The following is a 21,334-nucleotide window of genomic DNA, read 5'->3' on the forward strand; positions in this document are numbered from 1 at the left end:
ATGATTCAAACGGAAAGATTAACGATACGGGAGTATACCATAAACGATGCTCCCTTTATTTATACGTTAATGAATAGTGAAGGTTGGATTAAAAATATTGGCGATCGAAACATTAAAACTATTGATGATGCAGCAGCCTATTTGCAAAAAAACTATATAAGTAGTTATAAAAAGCATGGTTTTGGACCTTATTTAGTTTCTTTAAAAGATAAAAATATCCCAATCGGTTCTGCGGGTCTATATAAACGGGATAATTTAGAGTATCCAGATGTAGGTTTTGCCTTTTTATCTGAATTTGGGAATAAAGGTTACGCTTTTGAAGCTTCAAATGCTGTTATGAAATTTGCTTTCGAAGAATTAAAACTAAAAAAAATACTTGGGTTTACATTGCCTGAAAATAAATCATCAATTAAATTATTGAAAAAACTAGGCCTTTTAGAAAGTGGGATTTATACCTATGAAGATGGAGAAGCGTTGTTGTTATTTTCAAATGAAAAAAAGTAAAAGATGATTGCAGAAAAACATAAAGAGTTTATAAGACGCGCCATAGCACTTTCTGAAAAAGGAATGGATACGAATGCAGGTGGGCCTTTTGGCGCAGTGATTGTTAAAAACAACGAGATAATTGCCGAAGGGTTTAACAAGGTAACCTCTAGCAACGACCCTACCGCACACGCAGAGGTAGTAGCTATACGGAAAGCATGTGAGGTTTTAGGGACATTTCAGTTAGACGATTGCATTATCTACACCTCTTGCGAGCCTTGCCCAATGTGTTTGGGCGCAATTTATTGGGCACGCCCAAAAGCAGTTTATTATGCGTGTACAAAAAAGGATGCAGCCGAAATAGGCTTTGACGATGATTTTATATACGATGAGATTGATAAGAATATCGAAAATCGAAATATTAAGTTTATCAATATTAGTAGGGAAGAAGGAAGAAAGGTTTTTCAAAAATGGGAAGTAAAAGAAGAAAAGATTGACTATTAATTTCAAACAAATACTAGGATGAAGTATCTTTTCGGAATGGTAGCTTTATTAATTATTTCCAGTTGTTGTAATACTGAAGTTAAACCGCACAAAATTACAGGTCTTTGGAAGTTAGAAAGCATGAAGGTGCGTGATACAACTTCAAACAGTTGGAACGATTACAAAGGCGGGATGGATGGTTATTTATTGTATGACGGAAATAGCCACGTTTCACTTCATCTGTATGAAAAAGGTTATGAAACGGCAGGGGTTGAATTTCCAAATTTTAATGATTCTATTCCTTTGGAAGCACTGAAACACATCACAAAATCATACTATTATATGGGAAATTATAAAGTTTCTGAAGCTGATAGTATTGTTTCACATTATAAACTTTCTCACTCAAATCCTTCAGAATTTGGTTTGACTGCTGAAAGACGTTTTTATTTCAACGGAGATACATTGGTTATGCAACCCGTAGAACGAAAAAACTCCAGACTAAAATTAAAGTGGTTAAAAGAAAAATAATTTTTCACTTCAAATAAAATCAATAAAAAACCCGTCGCAATGGACGGGTTTTTTATAACTATCTTTTTAACTCTTAGCCTTCCGGAAATATAGTAGCTTCATATGCTCCAGCATCAGGATTGCTAGTGTCGCGAGGCGTTCCATTTAAATCTTCAGTAGGTCCAAAAGCAGGATTTCCAATACCATCTGCCCCAGAAGTTCCGCTTTCAATATTAAAGTTGTTCATTTCTGTATTCTGAAAAACGGGGTCTAAATTAAATTTTGCAGCAGTGTATAGAGCTGTATTGTTAAAGTCGTATAAAGGATTATCTCCAAATTCACCTGAAGGGTCTTCAAAACGTAGCAAACAATTTTCGAAATTAAAAATAAAAGCTCCCTGTTCATGCTTAAACAGTGAAAGTTCACGGCGTTCATTACCATAAATAATACAGTTTTTGAAATCCGCTTTAACTAAATCAGCAACAATTATGTTTTCTTCAGTTTCAAAAACATTATCAATAGAAACCGATGGGAAAGATCGGAAACCATTTGTCCAGTAATTAGCAAAGGTACAATGTCTAAATTCATAGCTACCACCCAGTTGTATTGCCAATGAGGATTGCCCGCTGTTGTTTATTACCATGTTTTCACCATCAATACTACCGGTTCTAGATAATAAACCAATGTTCGTGCTATTGTAAATTTGTACGTTACTTAGTGTTAATGGGCTTTTGTCAACTAAAATCCCGACGGTACTATTTTTAATTGTAGTATGTCTAAATTCATTAGCAACACTGCCTTCAGTTAACCAAATAGTAAGCCATTGTCCAGATATTTCTGCAAATCCTGGTTCTAAGCGGTCTCCTTCAAAGATTACTTCATTTTCTTGTGCTTCAGGGTCTGAGCTAGGCAATCCCAATGATTTTATTGAACCATTGTTCGCTACAATAATTCCACTTCCGTTATGAAAATGTACACGAGCACCTGCTTCAACTGTAAGGGTTTTATTTCCTGGCACGGCTGCGTACCCATAGATTACATAAGGTTTTTCATTCGTAAATGTAAGTTCATCATCTTCTAAAAAGAATCCTTTTACTTCCACAGCTGCATCGCCAGTACCTAAAGTGAGTGTTTCGGTAGTTCCATCTGCATATTTTTCTGGAAAAAGGAATATAGCATCTTTTACAAGTGTTACCAATTCTACTTTTTGCTCGTTGCCACCACCATCAAAAACCAATTGGTCGGTATAAAGAAAATCAGGTGCATTTGTGGGTAAGCTGTTAATATCAAGTGTGGTTTCAATAAAAATGAAGATGCTATCTTTTGCAAGAATTTGTACATTTTCGAATACTTTTCCAGGCATTCCATCCACGTTCAAACGGTAATTTGAAGCTTCTCCTTGCGATAAACGCAGGTTTGGAATGTTAATGTCTTCATCACTACGATTGTAAACTTTTAAATTATAAGTGCTGGAACCTATATTTGAGAAAATAGTATCCAAGTAAACCGTGTCTTTTGAAAACTCTAAATTTCCAGAGCTGGCAACGGTTTCAAAGTCGTTACGACAAGAACTCCATAATACAAGGCTACATAAAATAGCCAATCCGTATAAATACTTCATTAATGTAAAATTTTGGTAAAAATATAACTTTTTATGAAGCTTATTATTGTATTGCAAAGAAGTTTTCAGCAAGTAGTAGCAGTATGCAGTCTGAGGGATACTGCCAACTGCTACTGCCCACTGCTACTTATTTTCACGTTTTGCTTTTCGTGCTGCTTTTTTTCGTTCGCGCTTTATTTTTTCAAACGCACGGGTATTTTCAGCTGCACGTTTTACTTTTTCACGCCAAGCATCGTCTTTTGGAGGTTGGTATGCTTCGGTTTCTTCCCAAGAAATACCACCAACTACAACTATTCCTAATAATTCATCACTTGGATTAAGGTTGATGTCTATTGTATTTGAAATATTTGAAACACTAACTTCTTTAGTTTCAAAGCCAACATAGCTAAAAACCAACACATCGCTAGGCTTTGTTTCAATTTCATAATTACCGTCAAAATCAGTTTGTGTTCCCGTTGCAGTTCCTTTTATAATTACGTTTGCTCCAGGAAGCGGCAGGCCAGTATCGTCAGTTACAGTTCCCTTTGTGGTTAGAACGGCTGCTTTTTCTTCTATTTTATTTTCTGGTTGAATCGCTATTTTCCCAAGAATTGAAGTTTGAATGTGCGCAACAGAATCCATAATAACATTTTCAATGGCTTTGTTTCGCAAACGGATTTCCTGAGTTATATAGTTTTCTTTCGTAAAAGCAAGTACTTCTTTATCTAAAGTATAAATTTCATATTCCCCATTTTTATTGGTCCAAGCGCGTGTATTTGTTTCATTCGAAATAATTTTTACATTCTTCAAAGGCTTACCATTTTCATCCCGAACAATACCCTTAGTAAAAACGTGCATTCTTAAAGTATTAGAATCACTAAAACGACCAATCCCCAAGGATATCATAGGTTTTTCTGGAAGTGTTTTGGTTGGAGTTTTTGGGTTGTTTGAAAAAAGCGTTAGCGGTAAAAGCAAAGAAGCCGCAAGAGGAGCAAGGCTTTGACCGCTTTTACGTTCTAGTTTTACCTCTCTATTCAGCTGTGAACTTTTTAACTTACCGCAAGCGTTTTTATTCTGAGTAAGAATTTTCACCAACTCTTCATCAGTTTTTGTAGTGAAATCAAAAACTTCCTTGGTGCAAACACTGCAAAACGCACCTTTTTCAGTAGCAGTCATTTTCGCCCAGTCTTCGTGGCAAGGCTCTGGAATACGAATGGTGATGGATTTTTTCATGATTTGATTGTTTTTGTTGATTCAAAGAAATCAAATAACAACCGATCAAAAAATAGCTATTGAGGGAAGTAATGCTTTGAGTGAGTGAAAAAGTAATCTGATTGCTACTTTTAGGTTTAAGCATCCAAGATTTCGCAATAAAAAACCACGAAAGCATAAATGTATTATAATCATTCATGCATTCGTGGTGAAAATTTTGCAGTAAAAACTACTCCTATTTTTTAAGCACTTCTATTTTAAAAAGCGTATCCCAGTTTTTTCCAGTAATATAAAGAATGTTCGGTTCGCCTTTGTATGCAATTCCGTTTAGCACGTCCAATTTCGGGTGTTGGGTAACCTTATCTTTTAAATCCGTAAGGTCTATAACCCCTTCTACCGCACCGTTTGAAGGATCAATAATTGCAATGGAGCCTTGTTGGTATACATTCGCGTATATTTTTCCATCAACCCATTCCAGCTCATTTACACTGCTTATTTTACTGGTATTCGTAAAGATTTCAATATAGTCCTTTTCAGCAAGCGTATTGGAGTTTAAAGTCCAAATTCGGTCCGTACCATCGCTTTTGTAGATGTTGTTTTCGGTGTCGTGGCATAAACCCCAACCTTCTTTACTTTTCCCGTAAACAAAGGTGCCGGTTTGCTCCATGGTATTCAAATTGTATATAAAACCAGTGTTTTCACGCCAAGTAAGTTGGTATATTTTGTTGTTGAGGATGGTAAGTCCTTCCCCAAAATAATGGTCGCTTAAAGTTACCTTTTTATAAACTTCCCCTGTTTTATAATCTGTTTTCCGAAGCGAAGACTCTTTATACTGCCCCGTGCTTTCATATAAAGTATCGTTCTCAAACTCCAATCCTTGCGTATATGCATTAATATCGTGCGGATAGGTTTCCAGAATTTTATAGGTATAAAGTTTCGGTTTTATAGATGAAAGAATAGTTACCTTTTTTGAAGCTGTATATTCCTCGCCATCGCTATATATTTTTGCATTTAGCGTTTTTTCACCGAGTTTTTTTCCTGCAAGTGAAATTGAACTTCCTGAAATTTCAACCGTATCATCATTCAAAAAATAAATTATAGAATCGGTTTCAATGTTTTTTTTGTTGATTACCGAAATACTAAGCACATCTTCGGTGGTATAGGTTTTCTTCGCATTAGTTATTTCAAGGGAAAAAGAATCTTTTTTAGCTGCTGTATCACTTCCGCAGCCACTCATAAAAAGTACTAAAAGGGTAGGAGCGAAAAGGTTATAGATTTTCATAAGGTATCATTAATTTTTTGCAAGGTATTTATTAAAATTGAAATGTGAAAATACTTGCAAAAACATCAAAAAGACTTATCTTTGCAGCGGCAAGTCCTACACAACCAGCTCCTGTTGAATCCTCCAGGGCGGGAACGCAGCAAAGGTAAATGGTCGTAGCGGTGTGATGTAGGTAGCTTGCCATTTTTTGTGCGCTAAACTTTCCACTTTTAAGAGTCAAGAATCAAGACGAGTCTGAGAGGTATTGCATAATCTGTCCTATTTTCCTTTAGTTTTATTTCTTGGTTTCTTTTTCAAAAAACTATTTGGAAAACCCGCTGCATAAACGCACCTTTGTGTATCAACAACCATTTATGCCAAAAACAATACTTATTACAGGCGGTTCTTCGGGAATTGGTAAAGCAATTGGCGAATACCTTACCGAAAAAGGCTACCAAGTCTTTGGAACCAGTCGAAACCCTGATAAAATTACACAATCACCCTTTCCATTATTGAAAATGGATGTGAATGAAACCGAATCTATTGCAGCTGCAATTGCTGAAATGCTTAGCAAAGTTGCAACTATTGATGTGGTAATAAACAATGCAGGCGTAGGGATAACAGGCCCAATTGAAGAAACCCCTGAAAGCGAAATTAAAAAAGCATTTCAAACCAATTTTCACGGACCAATAAATGTAATCAAAGCTATTTTACCACAAATGCGCAAACAAGGCTATGGACATATCCTAAACATCACTTCCATTGCTGCCTATATGGGGCTTCCATATCGCGGAATTTATTCAGCCAGCAAAGCTGCTTTAGAAATTACTATCGAAGCCATGCGTATGGAAACCTTGCAATTTGGTGTAAAAATGACCAATGTTGCGCCAGGCGATTTTGCCACCAACATTGCTGCGGGAAGATATCATTCCCCTGTCTTAGAAAATTCTCCATATAAAAAAGATTACGGGAGCACGCTAAAAATGATGAACGAACATGTTGATAATGGTGGGGATCCTTTAAAAATGGCAAAAGCGGTTCATCTAATTATTGAGAATAAAAACCCTAAAATCCACTATAAAGTGGGGGCACCCTTACAGAAATTTTCTATTGTGCTAAAGCGTGTTTTACCAGATAAGGTATATGAACGTATGCTTTTGAGACATTATGGGTTAAAATAGTAGCAAAGGAAGGCTAATTTTGAAAAAATTTTCTGTTTATTAAACTTTACAAACAACGCTATTCATTTGAAGATTTCTTCACTATTTTTACATCACTAATATAGAAACTACAACTATGAAATTTTTTATAGATACCGCAAACCTTGATCAAATCCGTGAAGCCCAAGACCTAGGTGTCCTTGATGGGGTTACTACCAATCCGTCTTTAATGGCCAAGGAAGGCATCACTGGTCGTAACAATATTTTAAAACATTATATAGCCATCTGTAATATTGTTGATGGCGATGTTTCTGCGGAAGTTATAGCAACCGATTTTGAAGGAATGGTAAAAGAAGGCGAGGAGCTAGCCGAACTTCACGAGCAAATTGTAGTGAAAGTTCCTATGATAAAAGAAGGGGTAAAAGCTATTAAATATTTTACAGATCACGGTATTCGCACTAATTGTACGTTGGTTTTTTCTGCCGGACAAGCACTCTTAGCTGCCAAAGCCGGAGCAACTTATGTGTCCCCATTTATTGGAAGGTTAGACGATATTTCAACTGATGGCCTTGAGTTAATCGCAGACATTCGTTTGATTTATGATAACTATGGCTTCGACACTCAAATTTTGGCCGCTTCAGTTCGCCATACGATGCATGTAATAAATTGTGCTAAAATAGGCGCAGATGTTATGACCGGGCCTCTTTCTTCAATAGAAGGATTACTAAAACACCCGTTGACGGACAGTGGGCTTAAACAGTTTTTAGAGGATTATAAAAAAGGAAATTAGGACGAGAAGGCTTTGGTTTTTACTAAAACCTCAGAAGAATTTAAAACTACCGATTTAAAAACCCAAGGAGTAATTCCTCAAAGTTAGTATTGAACATATTTGTTTTACCTTCAAGAATTATAGCATTTTTATCTACTATAAATACCTTGTTCATTGAGTTTAGAACAAGTTTTTTCTCTGCATCTTCTAAGTTATCAAGCTGAAATTCGGAAGCCGTGTTGTATTTTAATTTGGTTATTGTTTGGCGCCACTTTTTAAAATGTGTATCCATGTTTATACCAATAAAATCATATTCTGGGTATTTTGATTTCAACTCTGTAGCACGCGTATGAATGTTTTTATATTGCGAAGCAGATTGCGAAGACCAAAAATAGAGTACTGTAGGTGCTTTAATTATAGTATGTAAATCTTTAGCAACATTTTCGCTACTTACCAACATTACATTCGGAATTATATTTCCAGAAGTGAGTTTTACTGTTGCATGCATTAATACCGAAACCTCAGCAAGGTGTTTTTTATCGGTATTCATTTTTGAAAAAGCGTCAAAAAATTTCTTTTCTTCCTCAGCGTCTTTGGCGTTTAGTAAATAAGAAATAGCGGTATACCTTAAAAGACTGTTTTTTAAAGTGTCTGAAGAAACGGTGCTATCTATTAAATGAATTTTTTGATAATTATACTGAAATGAGTTTCGATTAATAGTGGTTTTATCATTATATTTTGAACAGGCCATATTAGTAAAATAGCGGTTCATAAATCGATAATATGGATAATAAAAATTTAAGTCGTTTAAACCAAAATCTATTTTTTTTCGATACTCAAAATAAGCATCATTAAATTTTTCAGGATTACTTCTATTCCCGGATACAAAAAGCTCTTTCTTCGAATAATAATCATAATCAATATTAGCTAGCGCTATTTTTTTAAAATTTTCATTTACAGTATTGTTTTGAACAAACTGTTTGTATTCAGCTAATTTTAATGCTTTTAAGGAGTCTATTTTGCTTTCAAACTCTTTAGTTGAAAGGGAATACCATTTTGGTAGATTTTGGTTTTCAGTTTCATTTCTTAAGTAAAGTTCCATCAAAAGGTTGTTCTGCTCCCCACCTTTTCCTGAATACGCAAGAGACTCATCAAAATCTGCGGTGTTTACATGCATTAGTAAACTATCGCCGGGTTCAATGTAAAAAACTTGGGTTTCACTATGTTTGAATGAATACAATCCAGCCTTTATCTTTTCTGTTGTATATTCAAAGAAATTAGAAGCATCCAGTTTTACAGTATCAAGAACTTGATTTCCTCTTGAAAAAATAACATAATCCAAGGTTGGATTAACAATTTGACCGCGAATATATGTGGTTGAAGATTCCTTATCCTCCTTGTTATTACAGGAGCATGCAATGGTAATCGATAAAAGAAGAAGTATTTTTTTAAAGAATCGCACTCATATTTGAATTAATGAGCAAATGTAACCGAGCCTATAGCTCCAATTTGTTAAATGGTAGTTAAAAGGATTTTTAAAACGTTAATATTTTCTGAGTAACGCTTAAAAAGCTACTTTTGCGCAAAATTTTAATTATATGCTTTCAGTTTCAAATCTTTCAGTACAATTTGGTAAACGCGTGTTGTTTGATGAAGTGAGCACACAGTTCACGACAGGCAACATTTATGGAATTATAGGAGCCAACGGTGCTGGTAAATCTACCTTATTGAAAATTATTTCTGGGAAACAAGAGCCTACATCAGGCCATGTGCACTTAGAAAAAGGAAAAAGAATGTCTGTTTTAGAGCAGAATCACAACGAATACGATGATTTTATGGTTCTTGAAACAGTGGTTCGAGGAAATAAAGAATTATTCGAAATAAAGAGTCAAATAGACAAGCTTTATGAAGACTATACAGATGACAATGCCGAAAAAATAGGCGAACTTCAAGTTGCTTTTGAAGAAATGAACGGCTGGAATGCCGATAGTGATGCCGCAGCAATGCTTTCAAACCTTGGTATAGACGAAAGTCTTCATTATACTTTAATGAAAGACTTGGATGGGAAACAAAAAGTACGTGTGCTTTTAGCACAAGCGCTATTTGGAAACCCAGACGTGCTTATTATGGATGAGCCTACCAACGATTTGGATTATGAAACCATTAGCTGGCTAGAAAACTTTTTAGCAAATTACGACAACTGTGTGATTGTAGTTTCTCACGACCGTCACTTTTTAGATTCTGTTTGTACACATATTAGTGATATTGACTTCGGAAAAGTAAACCATTATAGCGGTAATTATACTTTTTGGTATGAAAGTAGCCAACTTGCTGCGCGCCAACGGGCACAACAAAATAAAAAGGCTGACGAAAAACGTAAGGAACTTCAAGAGTTTATTATGCGTTTTAGCGCAAACGTAGCAAAGAGTAAACAAGCTACTTCCCGTAAAAAAATGCTTGAAAAACTCAATGTAGAAGAAATACAACCTTCTAGCCGTCGGTATCCAGCTATTATTTTTGAACGCGAACGTGAAGCTGGAGATCAAATCTTGAATATTGAAAACCTATCAGCTTCAATTGATGGAGAGATTCTCTTTAGAAATGTAGATGTTAATCTTGCAAAAGGCGATAAAGTAGTTATCTACTCAAAAGATTCTCGTGCGGCAACTGCTTTTTATGAAATATTAAATAATCAAGCAAAACAAGATACAGGTACATTTCAATGGGGAATTACAACAAACCAAAGTTATTTGCCTCTTGATAACGAAGCATTTTTCAAAAATGATTTATCATTGGTAGATTGGCTTCGTCAGTATGCAAAAACGGAAGAAGAACGTGAGGAAGTTTTCCTTCGTGGCTTTCTTGGTAAAATGCTTTTTAGTGGAGAAGAGGCTTTAAAGAAAAGTAGTGTGCTTTCGGGAGGTGAAAAAGTAAGATGTATGCTAAGCCGAATGATGATGCTTCGCGCAAATGTTTTGATGCTAGACGAACCTACAAACCACTTAGACTTAGAATCTATTACGGCTTTTAATAATTCACTTAAAAACTTTAAAGGAACTATTTTGTTAACTACCCACGATCATGAGTTTGCACAAACGGTTGCAACACGTATTATCGAGTTAACACCAAATGGAGCCATAGATCGTTATATGACTTTTGATGAGTATATGGGCGATAAGAAAATTAAAGAGCTACGTGAAAAAATGTACACCGTTTAAACTATAAAAATATAGGCGACCAGATTAATGGTCGCCTATTTCTTTTAAGTACTCTTCGATGGTGCTTTTTGCTTTCTCCATTTCATCGTCTCTTATAAAAACCATTGTTTGGTTTGCAATACTCATTGTAAAGCCAGCTTTCAAGCTGCTTTCATGGTCGTTTCGCTCTATTGGACTAATACCAATTTCATTTAATCGAGCTACCAAACCTTTCGCTATCAAGGAGGGGCCGGTGTAAATTCTTTTTGATTCAGACATATTATGTTTTTCTGTTTAATTTGACGTTTTCAGTAGGTTATACTTACACATTCATAAACTTTACGCAACCCCTTACAATTTAAAAAAATGCAGTTTTAATCAATTTTAATTGAGGAAAAGCATATGAAAATAATTTCAAAATAAATTTACACAGTACAATTAAGGAATACAACTATTTAACACAGTTTGCTATAAATTTTAAATAAACCAGTGTCTTTTGCGTTTAAGAGATTATTGGCTTTGTATTTGCTATATTTACAATCTTAATACTTTTTTTATGCAACTTAAAAATACATTTTTAGTACTTTTTGTTATTTGTTTGGGAACTACAGTTACAGCCCAAAAATACAGTACGATCAATAAAAAGGAAATTACAAAAGAGTGGGAGGGTGCCACTTTTTCTTCTACAATCACTTTTGCAGAAAATATTTCAGAAGTACCAGAATTTGAAATTTTATCAAAATTATTAAAGAATGAATCACTACGATTGGCTTTAGAAAAAGAAGAAATGGTAACCATTTTTGCTTTTACAGACGCAACATTATTAAAGCTCTCAAAGAAAAAAAGAGACTCTATTTTAAGCAAAACAAAACAGATGAATGCGATGGTTAAATACTTAGCGGTACCAGGCAGAGTAGATAGTTATAGCTTGAGAAGCGCAATAAATAAAGCAAATGGAACTACTTATTTAAAAACACTAGATGGACAAAAATTAGGAGTTAAAGAAGTAGAAGGACAGCTACAGCTTTTTGATGCAGACAAGAGGACAGCCATAGTTATTGCTTCAGATTTTAATCACAAAAACGGATTCTTTCATATTATAGAAGGTTTAATTTTTCCTAGCGCCGAAGAATAATTTCATAAAAGTTAAAAAAAGATTAAAGTCCGGAGATTGCAAAACCGCAATCTCCGGACTTTCGTTTATATGCACATAAAATATAAACTTAAATACATTATTATGAAATCAAAAACCTTTACAGCAGCAGTATTTTCAATAGCCCTTATGGCTGGAACCACATCAATTTTTGCGCAAAGCAAAATGACAAACGAAGAAAAAACAGTTAGGGTGGGTGGGGCAGCTATGTATCCAAGCAAAAACATTGTTGAAAACGCAGTAAATTCTAAAGACCATACTACTTTGGTAGCCGCAGTAAAAGCAGCAAGCTTAGTAGAAACACTTCAAGGCGAAGGACCATTTACTGTTTTTGCTCCCACGAATGCAGCTTTTAATAAACTTCCAGAAGGAACCCTTGAAACTTTGGTAAAACCCGAAAACAAAGCAAAATTACAATCTATCCTTACTTATCACGTACTTGCAGGAAATCATAGTGTTGCTGCAATTGAAAAAGATATTAATGAAGGAAATGGAAAAGCAACTTACACAACTGTGAATGGGGGAACTTTAACAGCAATGATGAAAGCTAAAAAAGTAGTGCTTATGGCTGAAAATGGCGGAATGGCAACAGTTACAATCGCAGATGTAAATCAATCCAACGGTGTTATCCATGTAATTGATAGCATTGTATTACCAAAATAGACTTTAATAATTGATCGCCTTAATTATAAGCAAAAAACCAACGACTTAAGTCGTTGGTTTTTTGCTTATAAGAAGTTTTAATTACCTAAGAATAGCCCCAAATTCAGTTTCGAATTTTTGTTGAAGCTTTTTCATTATTTTATCAATCTGCTTGTCGGTTAAAGTTTTTTCCTTGTCTTGAATTGTAAAGCTTAGCGCGTAGCTTTTTTTACCTTCGGGAAGGTTTTTGCCTTTGTAAACATCGAATAAAGTAACGGACTTTAAAAGTTTTTTCTCGGTGCTAAATGCAGCTTCTCTCAATGCTCCAAAACCTATAGAGTCGTCCAATAATAACGCAAAATCACGTTGTGCAGCTTGAAATTTTGCAATGGGTTTTAATTTGAGGTTTTTAATGGAAATTTGCTTTAAAACGGCGCCCCAATTAAAATCTGCGTAAAACACTTCAGTGTCCACGCCTAGTTCAGCGGTAATTTTTTTACTAACAATTCCTAATTCTACAATTACTTCCTTGTTTCTTCTTAAAGCGATTGCTTCTGAAAAAATATCATTTTCAGTTGCTTCTTCCGTATAATCATCAAGGCCTAAACGATTCATTAAAGCACTAACGATTCCTTTTCCGAAAAAGAAATCACTTTGTGTATTTGCAGTTGCCCAGTTTCCTTCAGCTTTTAAACCCGTGATGAAAAGGGAAAGGTGTTTTGTTTCAATACGTCCACCAGGGAAATTGTGGTAGGTTTTTCCGAATTCAAATAACTTAATGTTACTGTTTTTTCGATTGTTATTATATGCTATAGCTTCCAAGCCAGAAAACAACATGGATTGACGCATTACTGAAAGATCCTGACTTAGGGGATTAATCATCGCAACGTTGTAATTTTCTTTAATAAGCTCACTCAACTCACTGTATTTAGGTGAAGTTAAAGAGTTGTTTAGCATTTCGTTAAATCCAATTCCAGTTAGCTGAAGTGCTATTTTATTCTGAACCCCATAATCTTCTCCAGGCAGGACTGTAGAAATAGAAGCGTTTAATTTTTGAGTAAATTGTACATTATTATACCCATAGACACGAAGTATTTCTTCAATAACATCTACATCTCTGGTAACGTCATTTCGATACGCAGGAATGGTCATGCCGATTCCAGTTTCAGTAATATTATTAATCTTCATTTCAAGAGCGGTAAGAATTTCCTTAATGGTTTCTTTCGGAATTTCTTCGCCTATAAGCTTATCTGCTTTTTCAAAATTTAAGAAAACTTGATGATCTTCAATTTTCTTAGGGTACACATCAATTAGGTCGCTAGTTATTTGGCCTCCAGCAAGCTGTACAATCAATATTGCTGCATAACGAAGCACGTAATCTGTTACATTTGGATCGATCCCTCTTTCAAAACGAAAAGACGCGTCTGTACTTAAACCGTGGCGTTTAGCTGTTTTGCGGACGCTAACTGGATTAAAATATGCGCTTTCTAAGAAAATACTAGTTGTTTCTTCAGTAACACCACTATTTATCCCTCCAAAAACACCTGCAATACACAATGGTTTTTCAGCATCACAAATCATTAAGTCATCCTCATGAAGTTCGCGTTCAATGCCGTCAAGGGTTTGAAATTTTGTTCCCGAGGGCAGGGTTTGTACATTAATTATATTACCAGAAATTTTTGCAGCATCAAAAGCATGAAGTGGTTGTCCAAGCTCGTGAAGCACATAATTGGTAACATCTACAATATTATTTATAGGGGTAAGGCCAATAGCTTTCAACCTATTTTGAATCCAAGCTGGAGACGGCCCTATTTTTAAGTTGCTAATGGTAATACCGCAATAGCGAGGTACAAGTGTACTATTTTTAGCCTGAACATCAATTTTTAATGTACGGCTATCTATTCTAAAGCTACTTGTTGAAGGTGTATTAAGTTTTGTAGAAATACCTTTATGAAGCAATCCTGCTTTTAAATCGCGTGCTACACCCCAGTGGCTCATGGCATCGGCGCGGTTTGGTGTAAGTCCGATTTCAAAAACTTTATCGTTTTCTATTTCAAGAACTTTAGAAAGAGGTGTTCCGGGTTTTAATTTTGCGTCAAGAACCATAATTCCTTCATGCGATTTTCCTATGCCCAACTCGTCCTCAGCGCAGATCATTCCTTCACTCACTTCGCCTCGAATTTTTCCTTTATTTATTTGCCAAGGTTTTTCATCAGCATCATAAAGCGTAGTGCCTATTGTTGCAACAGGAACTTTTTGACCTACGGCTACATTTGCTGCGCCACAAACTATTTGTATTGGTTCGCCGGAGCCTATATCAACTTTTGTAACTTTAAGTCGGTCGGCATTGGTGTGTTGTATACATTCCAAAACGTGACCTACAACAACGCCTTCTAGTCCTCCTTTTACGGAAGAAAAATCTTCTATGCCTTCCACTTCTAGACCGAGGTCTGTCAATAATTCGCCTGTTTTTTCGGCGTCCCAAGGAAGGTTGATGAATTGTTTTAACCAGTTGTATGAAATAGTCATAAGTGTAAAAATCTTAACAGTGGGCAAAGATACTATTTACGATTTTAGATTTGCGAATTTGGTTTTACGAATTTTCACCTGAATGACAGAAAAAATAAAAAAATAGGAAGTTTAAGAATAAAGGAGATTTATTTTATAGAGGTTGCTTTGGTTCCTATAAAATAAAATATCACAAAAGCTGTTGCAATTGCACTAACTAAGAACGTAACATTTGCGCCAAAATAAAACCATAATAACCCAGCCATAATACTCGCAAACATTGCCGCAATACTTTGAAAAGCGGAATAGGTTCCTACAGCCGTAGCGGTATTTTCATCTTTAGAAATATTGGTTATCCATGCTTTTGAAATTCCTTCAGTAGCAGCTGCAAAAATACCATACCCAAAAAAGAGTGCTATAATTACATATGCATTTTCTGTAAGCCCCATACCAAAATAGACCAAGTTAAAAATAACTAATCCTAAAACAAACATCTTTTTTAGCCCAATTTTATCTGCCATAACCCCCAAAGGATAGGCGGTAAGGGCATATATTAAATTGTAAAAAATATAGATGCCAATCACCCAAGTATCATTCATTCCTACATCTTTTGCCTTTAGAAGTAAAAAAACATCGCTGCTGTTAAAAAGTGCAAAAAACAATAAACCAAGAACTACTTTTCGATACTTTGCGGGACTCTGTTTCCAATAATTAATAAAGGAGAAGAAGGATATTTTTTTCTTTTCAGTTAAAACGATCGCTTTTTTATCCTTTAAAAGAAACGCTGCGAAAATTGCCAAAACTCCAGGTATAAATGCAATATAGAAGAGGTTAATGTAGTCTTCTGGGTAAAAATATAAATAGAGTAGTGCAAGTGCGGGACCAAAAACAGCTCCAAGAGTATCCATAGAACGATGAAAACCAAATATTCTCCCTTTGTTTTCCTTTGTTGTTTCTGCTGAAAGCATGGCGTCTCGTGCGCCCGTGCGGATTCCTTTTCCCAAACGATCTACTGTTCTCACAAAGAATATCCATAGCGGATACACAAAAAATGCCATCATGGGTTTTGAAAGCGCGCTAAGCGAATATCCAAGTTGCACGAAAGGCGCACGTTTCGCTTTGCTATCACTTAATTGTCCAAAATAACCTTTGCTTAGCCCAGCAATAGCCTCCACCAACCCTTCTAAAATACCTATCAAGAGAATTGAAAACCCAATGCTTTTAAGGTAAATAGGCATTATTGGGTACAGCATTTCACTGGCCATATCTGTAAACAGACTAACAAGTGAAAGTATCCAAACGGTTCGCGTGATGGGTTTCAAGGTTTTTAGCATCTTTACCTTAAAGGTACTTCAAATTATTTTTTAGATATTCTAAACCCCACATCAATTTTAAAAATAGAAGAAAAAGCTAGTTACCTACGTTTCAAATTCATAAATCGCTGCAAAAGTGTAGGGTGCGAATAATGCGCAAACACATAAAGCGGATGCGGTGTAAGGTTGCTTAAACTGTTTTTAGAAAGTTTCTTTAAGCCAGAAATTAGGGGAGCAGCTGCATAGGTGTTTTTAGCATAATCATCGGCTTGGTATTCAAATTTTCTGCTTAAATAATTCATCACTAAGCCTGTAATACCTGAAATTGGACTATATAAAACCCCAAATGCAATCAAACCAATATGAAATGAGGGCTGCGATACATTTAAAGCCTCTGAAAGCAATGGGTTTCCAATAAATAAGGATAACAACCAAAGGGTAAAACCTGTAGTTAATATTGTGGTTAAAAGATTTATAATGATATGATTTCGTTTATAATGACCAACTTCATGCGCAAGCACGGCTACAATTTCTTCTTCGTTTAAATCTTTTATAAGTGTGTCGTAAAGAGTTACTCTTTTTTCGTTTCCGAAGCCAGAAAAATATGCATTTGCTTTCGTACTTCGTTTGCTGCCGTCAATTACATAAATTTTATCGAGTGTAAAGCCAACTTTTGTCGCATAACGTTCTATTTTTTTCCGCAAAGAACCTTCTTCAAGAGGGGTTTGTTTATTGAAGAGTGGCACGATAAAGCGTGCATAAAAAAGGTTCATTAAAATTGTAAATACTGTAATGATTCCCCATGCAAACAGCCAAAAGTTTTTTTCCGTGCTTTGGTAGCACCAAATAATAGCGCTTAAAATAATCCCTCCAATAACTGCTCCCATAAACCAACCTTTCAGTTTATCTAAAACAAAAGTTTTAGGTGTCGTTTTATTAAAACCGTACTTTTCCTCAATTACAAAAGTGCTGTAATAACTAAAAGGAGTACTAATAATATCGCTCGCTAGCATAATAATTGCGAAGAAAATAAGTGCAACACGAACCTCATTGTTTGAAAATGAACGTGCCAAACCATCCACATAAGCAAAGCCATCTAAGAAGAAAAACAGTAGGGTTGCAAGGATGGAAACTGTAGCAGTTATAAACCCAAATCGAGCGTTTTCTTTTTTATAACGTTGCGACTTTTTATACGCATCTTCATCAAAAACATCTTGTAATTCAGTTGGAAGCGGATCGTTAAAATGTTTTGCATTGAGGTAATCCAACGCCTGATCTATGATAAAGCTGATTACTAAAATTGCAATAATTATATGAAAAATTGTTTCGGGTTCCAAGTTTTGTATTTCAATTTTTTAATTGCTATAAACATTCACTACTTAAAGTTGCGTTGTCTTTTCGCTTCAAATATAAGGATTCCCGCTGCCACGGAAACGTTCATGCTGTCTATTTCGCCTTGCATAGGAATGATGATGTTTTGAGTGCTGTTTTTAAGCCATTCGTCACTAAGTCCAGTGGCTTCAGTGCCTACCACTATTGCAGATGCTTCCTTAAAATCTATTGTGTCATAAAGCACAGCAGCTTGTAAAGCGGCACAGTAAATATTGATGTTGTTGACTTTTAAGAAGGCAATAATTTCAGCAGTGTTTCCCGTAGCTATTTTATTTGTAAACAAACACCCTACACTACTTCTAATAATGTTTGGGTTGTACATATCTGTTTTTGGGTTGGCAATAATTACAGCGGCTACATTTGCGGCGTCTGCCGTGCGAAGAAGTGCGCCGATATTTCCTGGCTTTTCGGGAGCTTCTGCTATTAAAATTAAAGGAGTCTCGGTTTCTAGTTTTAGGTTGGTAAGCGCTAATTGTTTAGAATACACAATTGCTAAAACCCCTTCGGTGGAGCTTCGGTAGGCTAATTTTTCATAGATCTCTGAAGTAATTTCTATGAATTCTGTTTCGTTGTTTGCAGATTCTTTGAGCGTGAAAATCTCTTCTTCAGAAATAATATCCGAACAATAAAGCAGTGTTTTTAGTAGGTAAGCTCCTTTTATAGCGAGCGAAATCTCACGAAATCCTTCAATGACAAACAAGCTTGTTTTTCGGCGTTCGCGCGATTTATCCTGCAGTAAAACAAACTGTTTTATTAGCGGATTTTGAAAACTTGTAATGGTTTTATGCATTTAGCAAAGATATAGTACAAATTCATAAAATCGATACGCATTTTAAGTAGCGTTTTCAAAGTATTTTAAAAATAATCAGGGATGTTAAACATGAAATTAATTACCGATTTTATACTAAAGCTACACTTGCAAAAGGAGTTTGCGTGTATAAGAATTTCTTCCGAAGGGGAAATTAGTATGAAAAAGCTTATTATAAATTAATCTAGGATATCGTTTTTAAATCATAAACCTTTCTAAAAAGCTTCTCCAGTCGGAGGAGCTTTTTTACTTTTAATGCCACCTAAAAACAACCCACATGAAAAAACTGATATTTATACTTACCGTTTTAGTTTCACTTTATTCGTGTAAGAACGATAAAAAAGGAAACATAGACAATGCTGTAGAAGCCCCTCGCGTGGAAGGAATTAAAATGGATTCATTAAACACTACTTCAGCTGAGGTTAATAAACCTAAGGTATATCCAGCGCAATTACAGGCTGTTTTTAACGCTCATGGAGGTCTTGATCAATGGAAAAAGATGAATAACCTCTGTTTTGAAATGAACGGTAAAAATGGTGGCGAAACCCATACAATTTCCTTGCAAGATAGAAAGACGAAGGTTGAAGCTAAAGGTTGGTCAATTGGTTTTGATGGCAATCAAGTCTGGTTATTAAAGCACGATCTTGATTATCAAGGTAACCCGGTGTTTTACCATAACTTAATGTTTTATTTTTATGCAATGCCTTTTGTTATTGCAGACCCAGGTACTAATTATGTTGCCGTAGAGCCTACCTTATTGGATGGTAAAATGTACAATGGCTATAAAGTTTCTTATGATGATGGCGTAGGAAGCTCTTCAAAAGATGAATATATAATCTATTTTGATTCAGAAACCAATAAAATGGCATGGTTAGCATATACAGTAACCTTTAAGGATCAAGAAAAGAGTGATAATTGGCGGTATATAGCATACGGGAAATGGGAAACCGTTAACGGTCTTTTACTTCCTAAAAAAATAACATGGTGGAATGTAGAAAACGGAAAGCCACACGACAAAAAAATGGATGTAAAGTTTGATAAAATTACAGTAACAGAAACCCAGCTAGACGATTCGGTTTTTAAAAAACCAACTGAAGCTGAATATGTACAATAACTTTAAAACGATAAATTTAAATAACGAATGATACGGAATTTTTGGAATGAAGAGTGGAAAGATGTTGTTTTTGATGACAAAATAGCTGAAAATGAAAAATTTAAAATATCTAATTATGGTAGGATTTTAAACTGTAAAAACGAAAAAGAATTTTTGGTGACGGTGTCATTTATTAATGGATACCAAAACCTGCCACTAAAACAAAAAAAGAATAAGAAATCAACAAGTAGATATGTTCATAAACTTGTTGCGGAGCATTTTTTAGAGCGGAATGATGGAATGTATGTAATCCATTTAGATTACGATAAAACCAATAATCACGTTGAAAATTTAAAGTGGGCTACCAAAAAAGAAAAAGAAATACACCAGTTTAGCAATCCTGAGTATAAAAATAAACCCCGAAGAATTACCTATTCTAAATTAACCGAAACGAAGGTTAAGTTGATTAAACGAAAAATTAATGACCCCAATCGCAGAACACGATTAAAAATGATTGCAAAACAATTCGGAATTTCTGAAATGCAACTTTACAGAATTAAAACTGGGGAAAACTGGGGCTATGTAACTGAATATTAAATGCTATAAAGTATTATATTTTTATATTGGTTTATCTTCAAAATAATTTACAATCAAGGCTACCATATAGTTATAACTCAAAATCCCGCGACTTTGGTTATTAGCTTTTAAGAAATTATCCCAAAACAATTTTGAAAATCTTTCAAAGGGGTTTTCGTAACCTTCCCAAAAGTCACGCATTTCTTGATAGCTCTTCAAAATACCTGGATTTATAGTTTTTAAAAGATCATAATATGCTGTTTCGTCATTTCGAGCAACTTCATTTAGTAAATACCGAAGTGTAAAAATGGAGCCTGCATATTGAATATATGGATCATCATTATTTAGTGTCGCTAAGGTTGCGATAAAATTTGCCTCATTTTCTGCCGCATACCCTATTTGATGCGCTTCTTCGTGGCAACCAACCACCGGAAATTTATAGGTGGTGATACGGTTATTTACGTGTGCTTCGCCCGAAAATGGATTTAAATAACCGCTATACCCCATATAGGTTAGCCCCAAACTCCAACCGCTTTTTTTAACACTTCTAGGCGAATACGTAAGCTGTGGAAACTCTTTTTCTAAATTTTTATAACCGTTTAAAGACATTGTAAGCATTTCTTTTTGAGTGTAAGGCATAGCTATTTTTACACTATCTGCAAAACCCAATTGTTGGTGCATCGTATTGCTTTTTTCTATAAAACGATGTGTCGTTGAAAGCAATTGCTCGTATGAATAGTCACTATTTAAATCAAGCGATTTATGAAGTGGAAGCCTGTAATAATTAAACCCCCAAAGTATGTGAAACATAAAATATACTATAGAAAAAGCAGCTGTAATATCCAGTAACACCCGGATTGGTTCAAAGCGCAAGCGATAAAAATTTTTACAAAGCCAACGAATAGCTAAAATTGCAATTAATAAATAAAAAATATCGCCAACTGAAAACGGAACCCATCCAAATAAAAACCGCGATACTTTTGACAGGAATGGGTAAAAGCTTAGGCTGTAATATTTTTCTACAAATTCAGGGAAATATTTCAGAATTTGAAGAAAAGATACCTGCACAGGAATCAAAATTGTGAGGATTAAAGCGGTTCGTTTTTGCATAAATCAAACATACAAAGGAATTCTTTTACCACATAATTTTTATAGCCGTTCCAAATCCGTAATTTTG

The 21,334-nt window shown here is 35.1% G+C and carries 20 protein-coding genes and 1 other RNA gene; 11 read left to right on the forward strand and 10 right to left on the reverse strand.

Translation table 11 applies throughout. The annotated features are described in order from the left end of the window. Genes ABJ955_RS09655 through ABJ955_RS09665 form a run of 3 tightly spaced genes read left to right on the forward strand, consistent with a single transcriptional unit; the run spans nt 1 to nt 1,494 of the window. Nucleotides 1–504: a GNAT family N-acetyltransferase gene (locus ABJ955_RS09655; protein WP_347374414.1), complete on the forward strand. Its 504-nt coding sequence runs from the start codon at nt 1–3 to the stop codon at nt 502–504. Nucleotides 505–507: 3 nt separating this feature from the next. Beyond that, a complete protein-coding gene (locus ABJ955_RS09660) occupies nt 508–987 on the forward strand; it encodes a nucleoside deaminase (protein WP_347374415.1) in 480 nt (159 codons plus the stop codon). An 18-nt stretch (nt 988–1,005) separates the two neighbouring features. Further along, nucleotides 1,006–1,494, forward strand: a complete 489-nt coding sequence (locus tag ABJ955_RS09665; RefSeq protein ID WP_347374416.1) for a lipocalin-like domain-containing protein — start codon at nt 1,006–1,008, stop codon at nt 1,492–1,494. A gap of 73 nt (nt 1,495–1,567) precedes the next feature. On the opposite strand, the gene ABJ955_RS09670 is transcribed toward ABJ955_RS09665, so the two are convergent. From ABJ955_RS09670 to ABJ955_RS09680, 3 genes are all read right to left on the reverse strand, one after another. After that, entirely contained in the window at nt 1,568–3,094 is a 1,527-nt protein-coding gene (locus tag ABJ955_RS09670) for a hypothetical protein (protein ID WP_347374417.1), read from the reverse strand. A 123-nt stretch (nt 3,095–3,217) separates the two neighbouring features. Then, nucleotides 3,218–4,306 carry a carboxypeptidase-like regulatory domain-containing protein gene (locus ABJ955_RS09675; protein ID WP_347374418.1) on the reverse strand — a complete coding sequence of 363 codons (1,089 nt, stop codon included), beginning with the start codon at nt 4,304–4,306 and terminating at the stop codon, nt 3,218–3,220. Between the two features lie 214 nt (nt 4,307–4,520). After that, nucleotides 4,521–5,567, reverse strand: a complete 1,047-nt coding sequence (locus ABJ955_RS09680) for a glutaminyl-peptide cyclotransferase (protein ID WP_347374419.1) — start codon at nt 5,565–5,567, stop codon at nt 4,521–4,523. Between the two features lie 87 nt (nt 5,568–5,654). Here ABJ955_RS09680 and ffs point away from each other — a divergent pair. From ffs to fsa, 3 genes are all read left to right on the forward strand, one after another. Further along, nucleotides 5,655–5,753, forward strand: an RNA gene (gene ffs, locus ABJ955_RS09685) — signal recognition particle sRNA small type. A 167-nt stretch (nt 5,754–5,920) separates the two neighbouring features. Further along, on the forward strand, nt 5,921–6,727 hold the full coding sequence (locus tag ABJ955_RS09690; protein WP_347374420.1) for an SDR family oxidoreductase: 807 nt from the start codon (nt 5,921–5,923) through the stop codon (nt 6,725–6,727). A 115-nt stretch (nt 6,728–6,842) separates the two neighbouring features. Then, nucleotides 6,843–7,496: a fructose-6-phosphate aldolase gene (gene fsa, locus ABJ955_RS09695; RefSeq protein ID WP_347374421.1), complete on the forward strand. Its 654-nt coding sequence runs from the start codon at nt 6,843–6,845 to the stop codon at nt 7,494–7,496. Nucleotides 7,497–7,542: 46 nt separating this feature from the next. Here the strand turns inward: fsa and ABJ955_RS09700 are convergent, their stop codons facing one another. Next, entirely contained in the window at nt 7,543–8,937 is a 1,395-nt protein-coding gene (locus ABJ955_RS09700; RefSeq protein ID WP_347374422.1) for a thioredoxin-like domain-containing protein, read from the reverse strand. Nucleotides 8,938–9,073: 136 nt separating this feature from the next. Between ABJ955_RS09700 and ABJ955_RS09705 the strand changes: the two genes are divergently transcribed. After that, nucleotides 9,074–10,693 carry an ABC-F family ATP-binding cassette domain-containing protein gene (locus tag ABJ955_RS09705; protein WP_347374423.1) on the forward strand — a complete coding sequence of 540 codons (1,620 nt, stop codon included), beginning with the start codon at nt 9,074–9,076 and terminating at the stop codon, nt 10,691–10,693. 24 nt (nt 10,694–10,717) lie between these two features. Here ABJ955_RS09705 and ABJ955_RS09710 read toward each other — a convergent pair whose 3' ends face one another. Then, a complete protein-coding gene (locus ABJ955_RS09710) occupies nt 10,718–10,951 on the reverse strand; it encodes a DUF2007 domain-containing protein (protein ID WP_347374424.1) in 234 nt (77 codons plus the stop codon). Nucleotides 10,952–11,228: 277 nt separating this feature from the next. On the opposite strand from ABJ955_RS09710, the gene ABJ955_RS09715 reads away from it, so the two are divergent. Further along, nucleotides 11,229–11,807, forward strand: coding sequence for a fasciclin domain-containing protein (locus tag ABJ955_RS09715; protein WP_347374425.1), 579 nt, complete (start codon nt 11,229–11,231; stop codon nt 11,805–11,807). Between the two features lie 102 nt (nt 11,808–11,909). Next, nucleotides 11,910–12,488: a fasciclin domain-containing protein gene (locus ABJ955_RS09720; RefSeq protein ID WP_347374426.1), complete on the forward strand. Its 579-nt coding sequence runs from the start codon at nt 11,910–11,912 to the stop codon at nt 12,486–12,488. A gap of 81 nt (nt 12,489–12,569) precedes the next feature. Here the strand turns inward: ABJ955_RS09720 and pheT are convergent, their stop codons facing one another. The 4 genes from pheT to ABJ955_RS09740 form a co-directional block, all read right to left on the reverse strand. Further along, the gene (pheT, locus tag ABJ955_RS09725; RefSeq protein WP_347374427.1) at nt 12,570–14,996 is read right to left on the reverse strand and encodes a phenylalanine--tRNA ligase subunit beta; all 2,427 of its coding nucleotides are present in this window, start codon (nt 14,994–14,996) and stop codon (nt 12,570–12,572) included. Between the two features lie 128 nt (nt 14,997–15,124). Further along, complete coding sequence (locus ABJ955_RS09730; protein WP_347374428.1) at nt 15,125–16,297, reverse strand: MFS transporter; 1,173 nt, start codon at nt 16,295–16,297, stop codon at nt 15,125–15,127. A gap of 92 nt (nt 16,298–16,389) precedes the next feature. After that, nucleotides 16,390–17,625, reverse strand: coding sequence for a M48 family metallopeptidase (locus ABJ955_RS09735; RefSeq protein ID WP_347374429.1), 1,236 nt, complete (start codon nt 17,623–17,625; stop codon nt 16,390–16,392). A 38-nt stretch (nt 17,626–17,663) separates the two neighbouring features. After that, nucleotides 17,664–18,470 (reverse strand): RNA methyltransferase, encoded by an 807-nt coding sequence (locus ABJ955_RS09740; RefSeq protein ID WP_347374430.1) that lies wholly within the window; start codon nt 18,468–18,470, stop codon nt 17,664–17,666. 295 nt (nt 18,471–18,765) lie between these two features. Here ABJ955_RS09740 and ABJ955_RS09745 point away from each other — a divergent pair, with 295 nt between their 5' ends. Continuing rightward, nucleotides 18,766–19,602, forward strand: a complete 837-nt coding sequence (locus ABJ955_RS09745) for a DUF6503 family protein (protein WP_347374431.1) — start codon at nt 18,766–18,768, stop codon at nt 19,600–19,602. Between the two features lie 27 nt (nt 19,603–19,629). Further along, nucleotides 19,630–20,178 carry an HNH endonuclease gene (locus ABJ955_RS09750; protein WP_347374432.1) on the forward strand — a complete coding sequence of 183 codons (549 nt, stop codon included), beginning with the start codon at nt 19,630–19,632 and terminating at the stop codon, nt 20,176–20,178. A gap of 21 nt (nt 20,179–20,199) precedes the next feature. On the opposite strand, the gene ABJ955_RS09755 is transcribed toward ABJ955_RS09750, so the two are convergent. Then, nucleotides 20,200–21,267, reverse strand: a complete 1,068-nt coding sequence (locus ABJ955_RS09755) for a DUF3810 domain-containing protein (protein WP_347374433.1) — start codon at nt 21,265–21,267, stop codon at nt 20,200–20,202. Between the last annotated feature and the right edge of the window lie 67 nt (nt 21,268–21,334).

The sequence above is a fragment of the Aequorivita sp. Q41 genome (assembly GCF_039831855.1).
GTDB lineage: Bacteria > Bacteroidota > Bacteroidia > Flavobacteriales > Flavobacteriaceae > Aequorivita.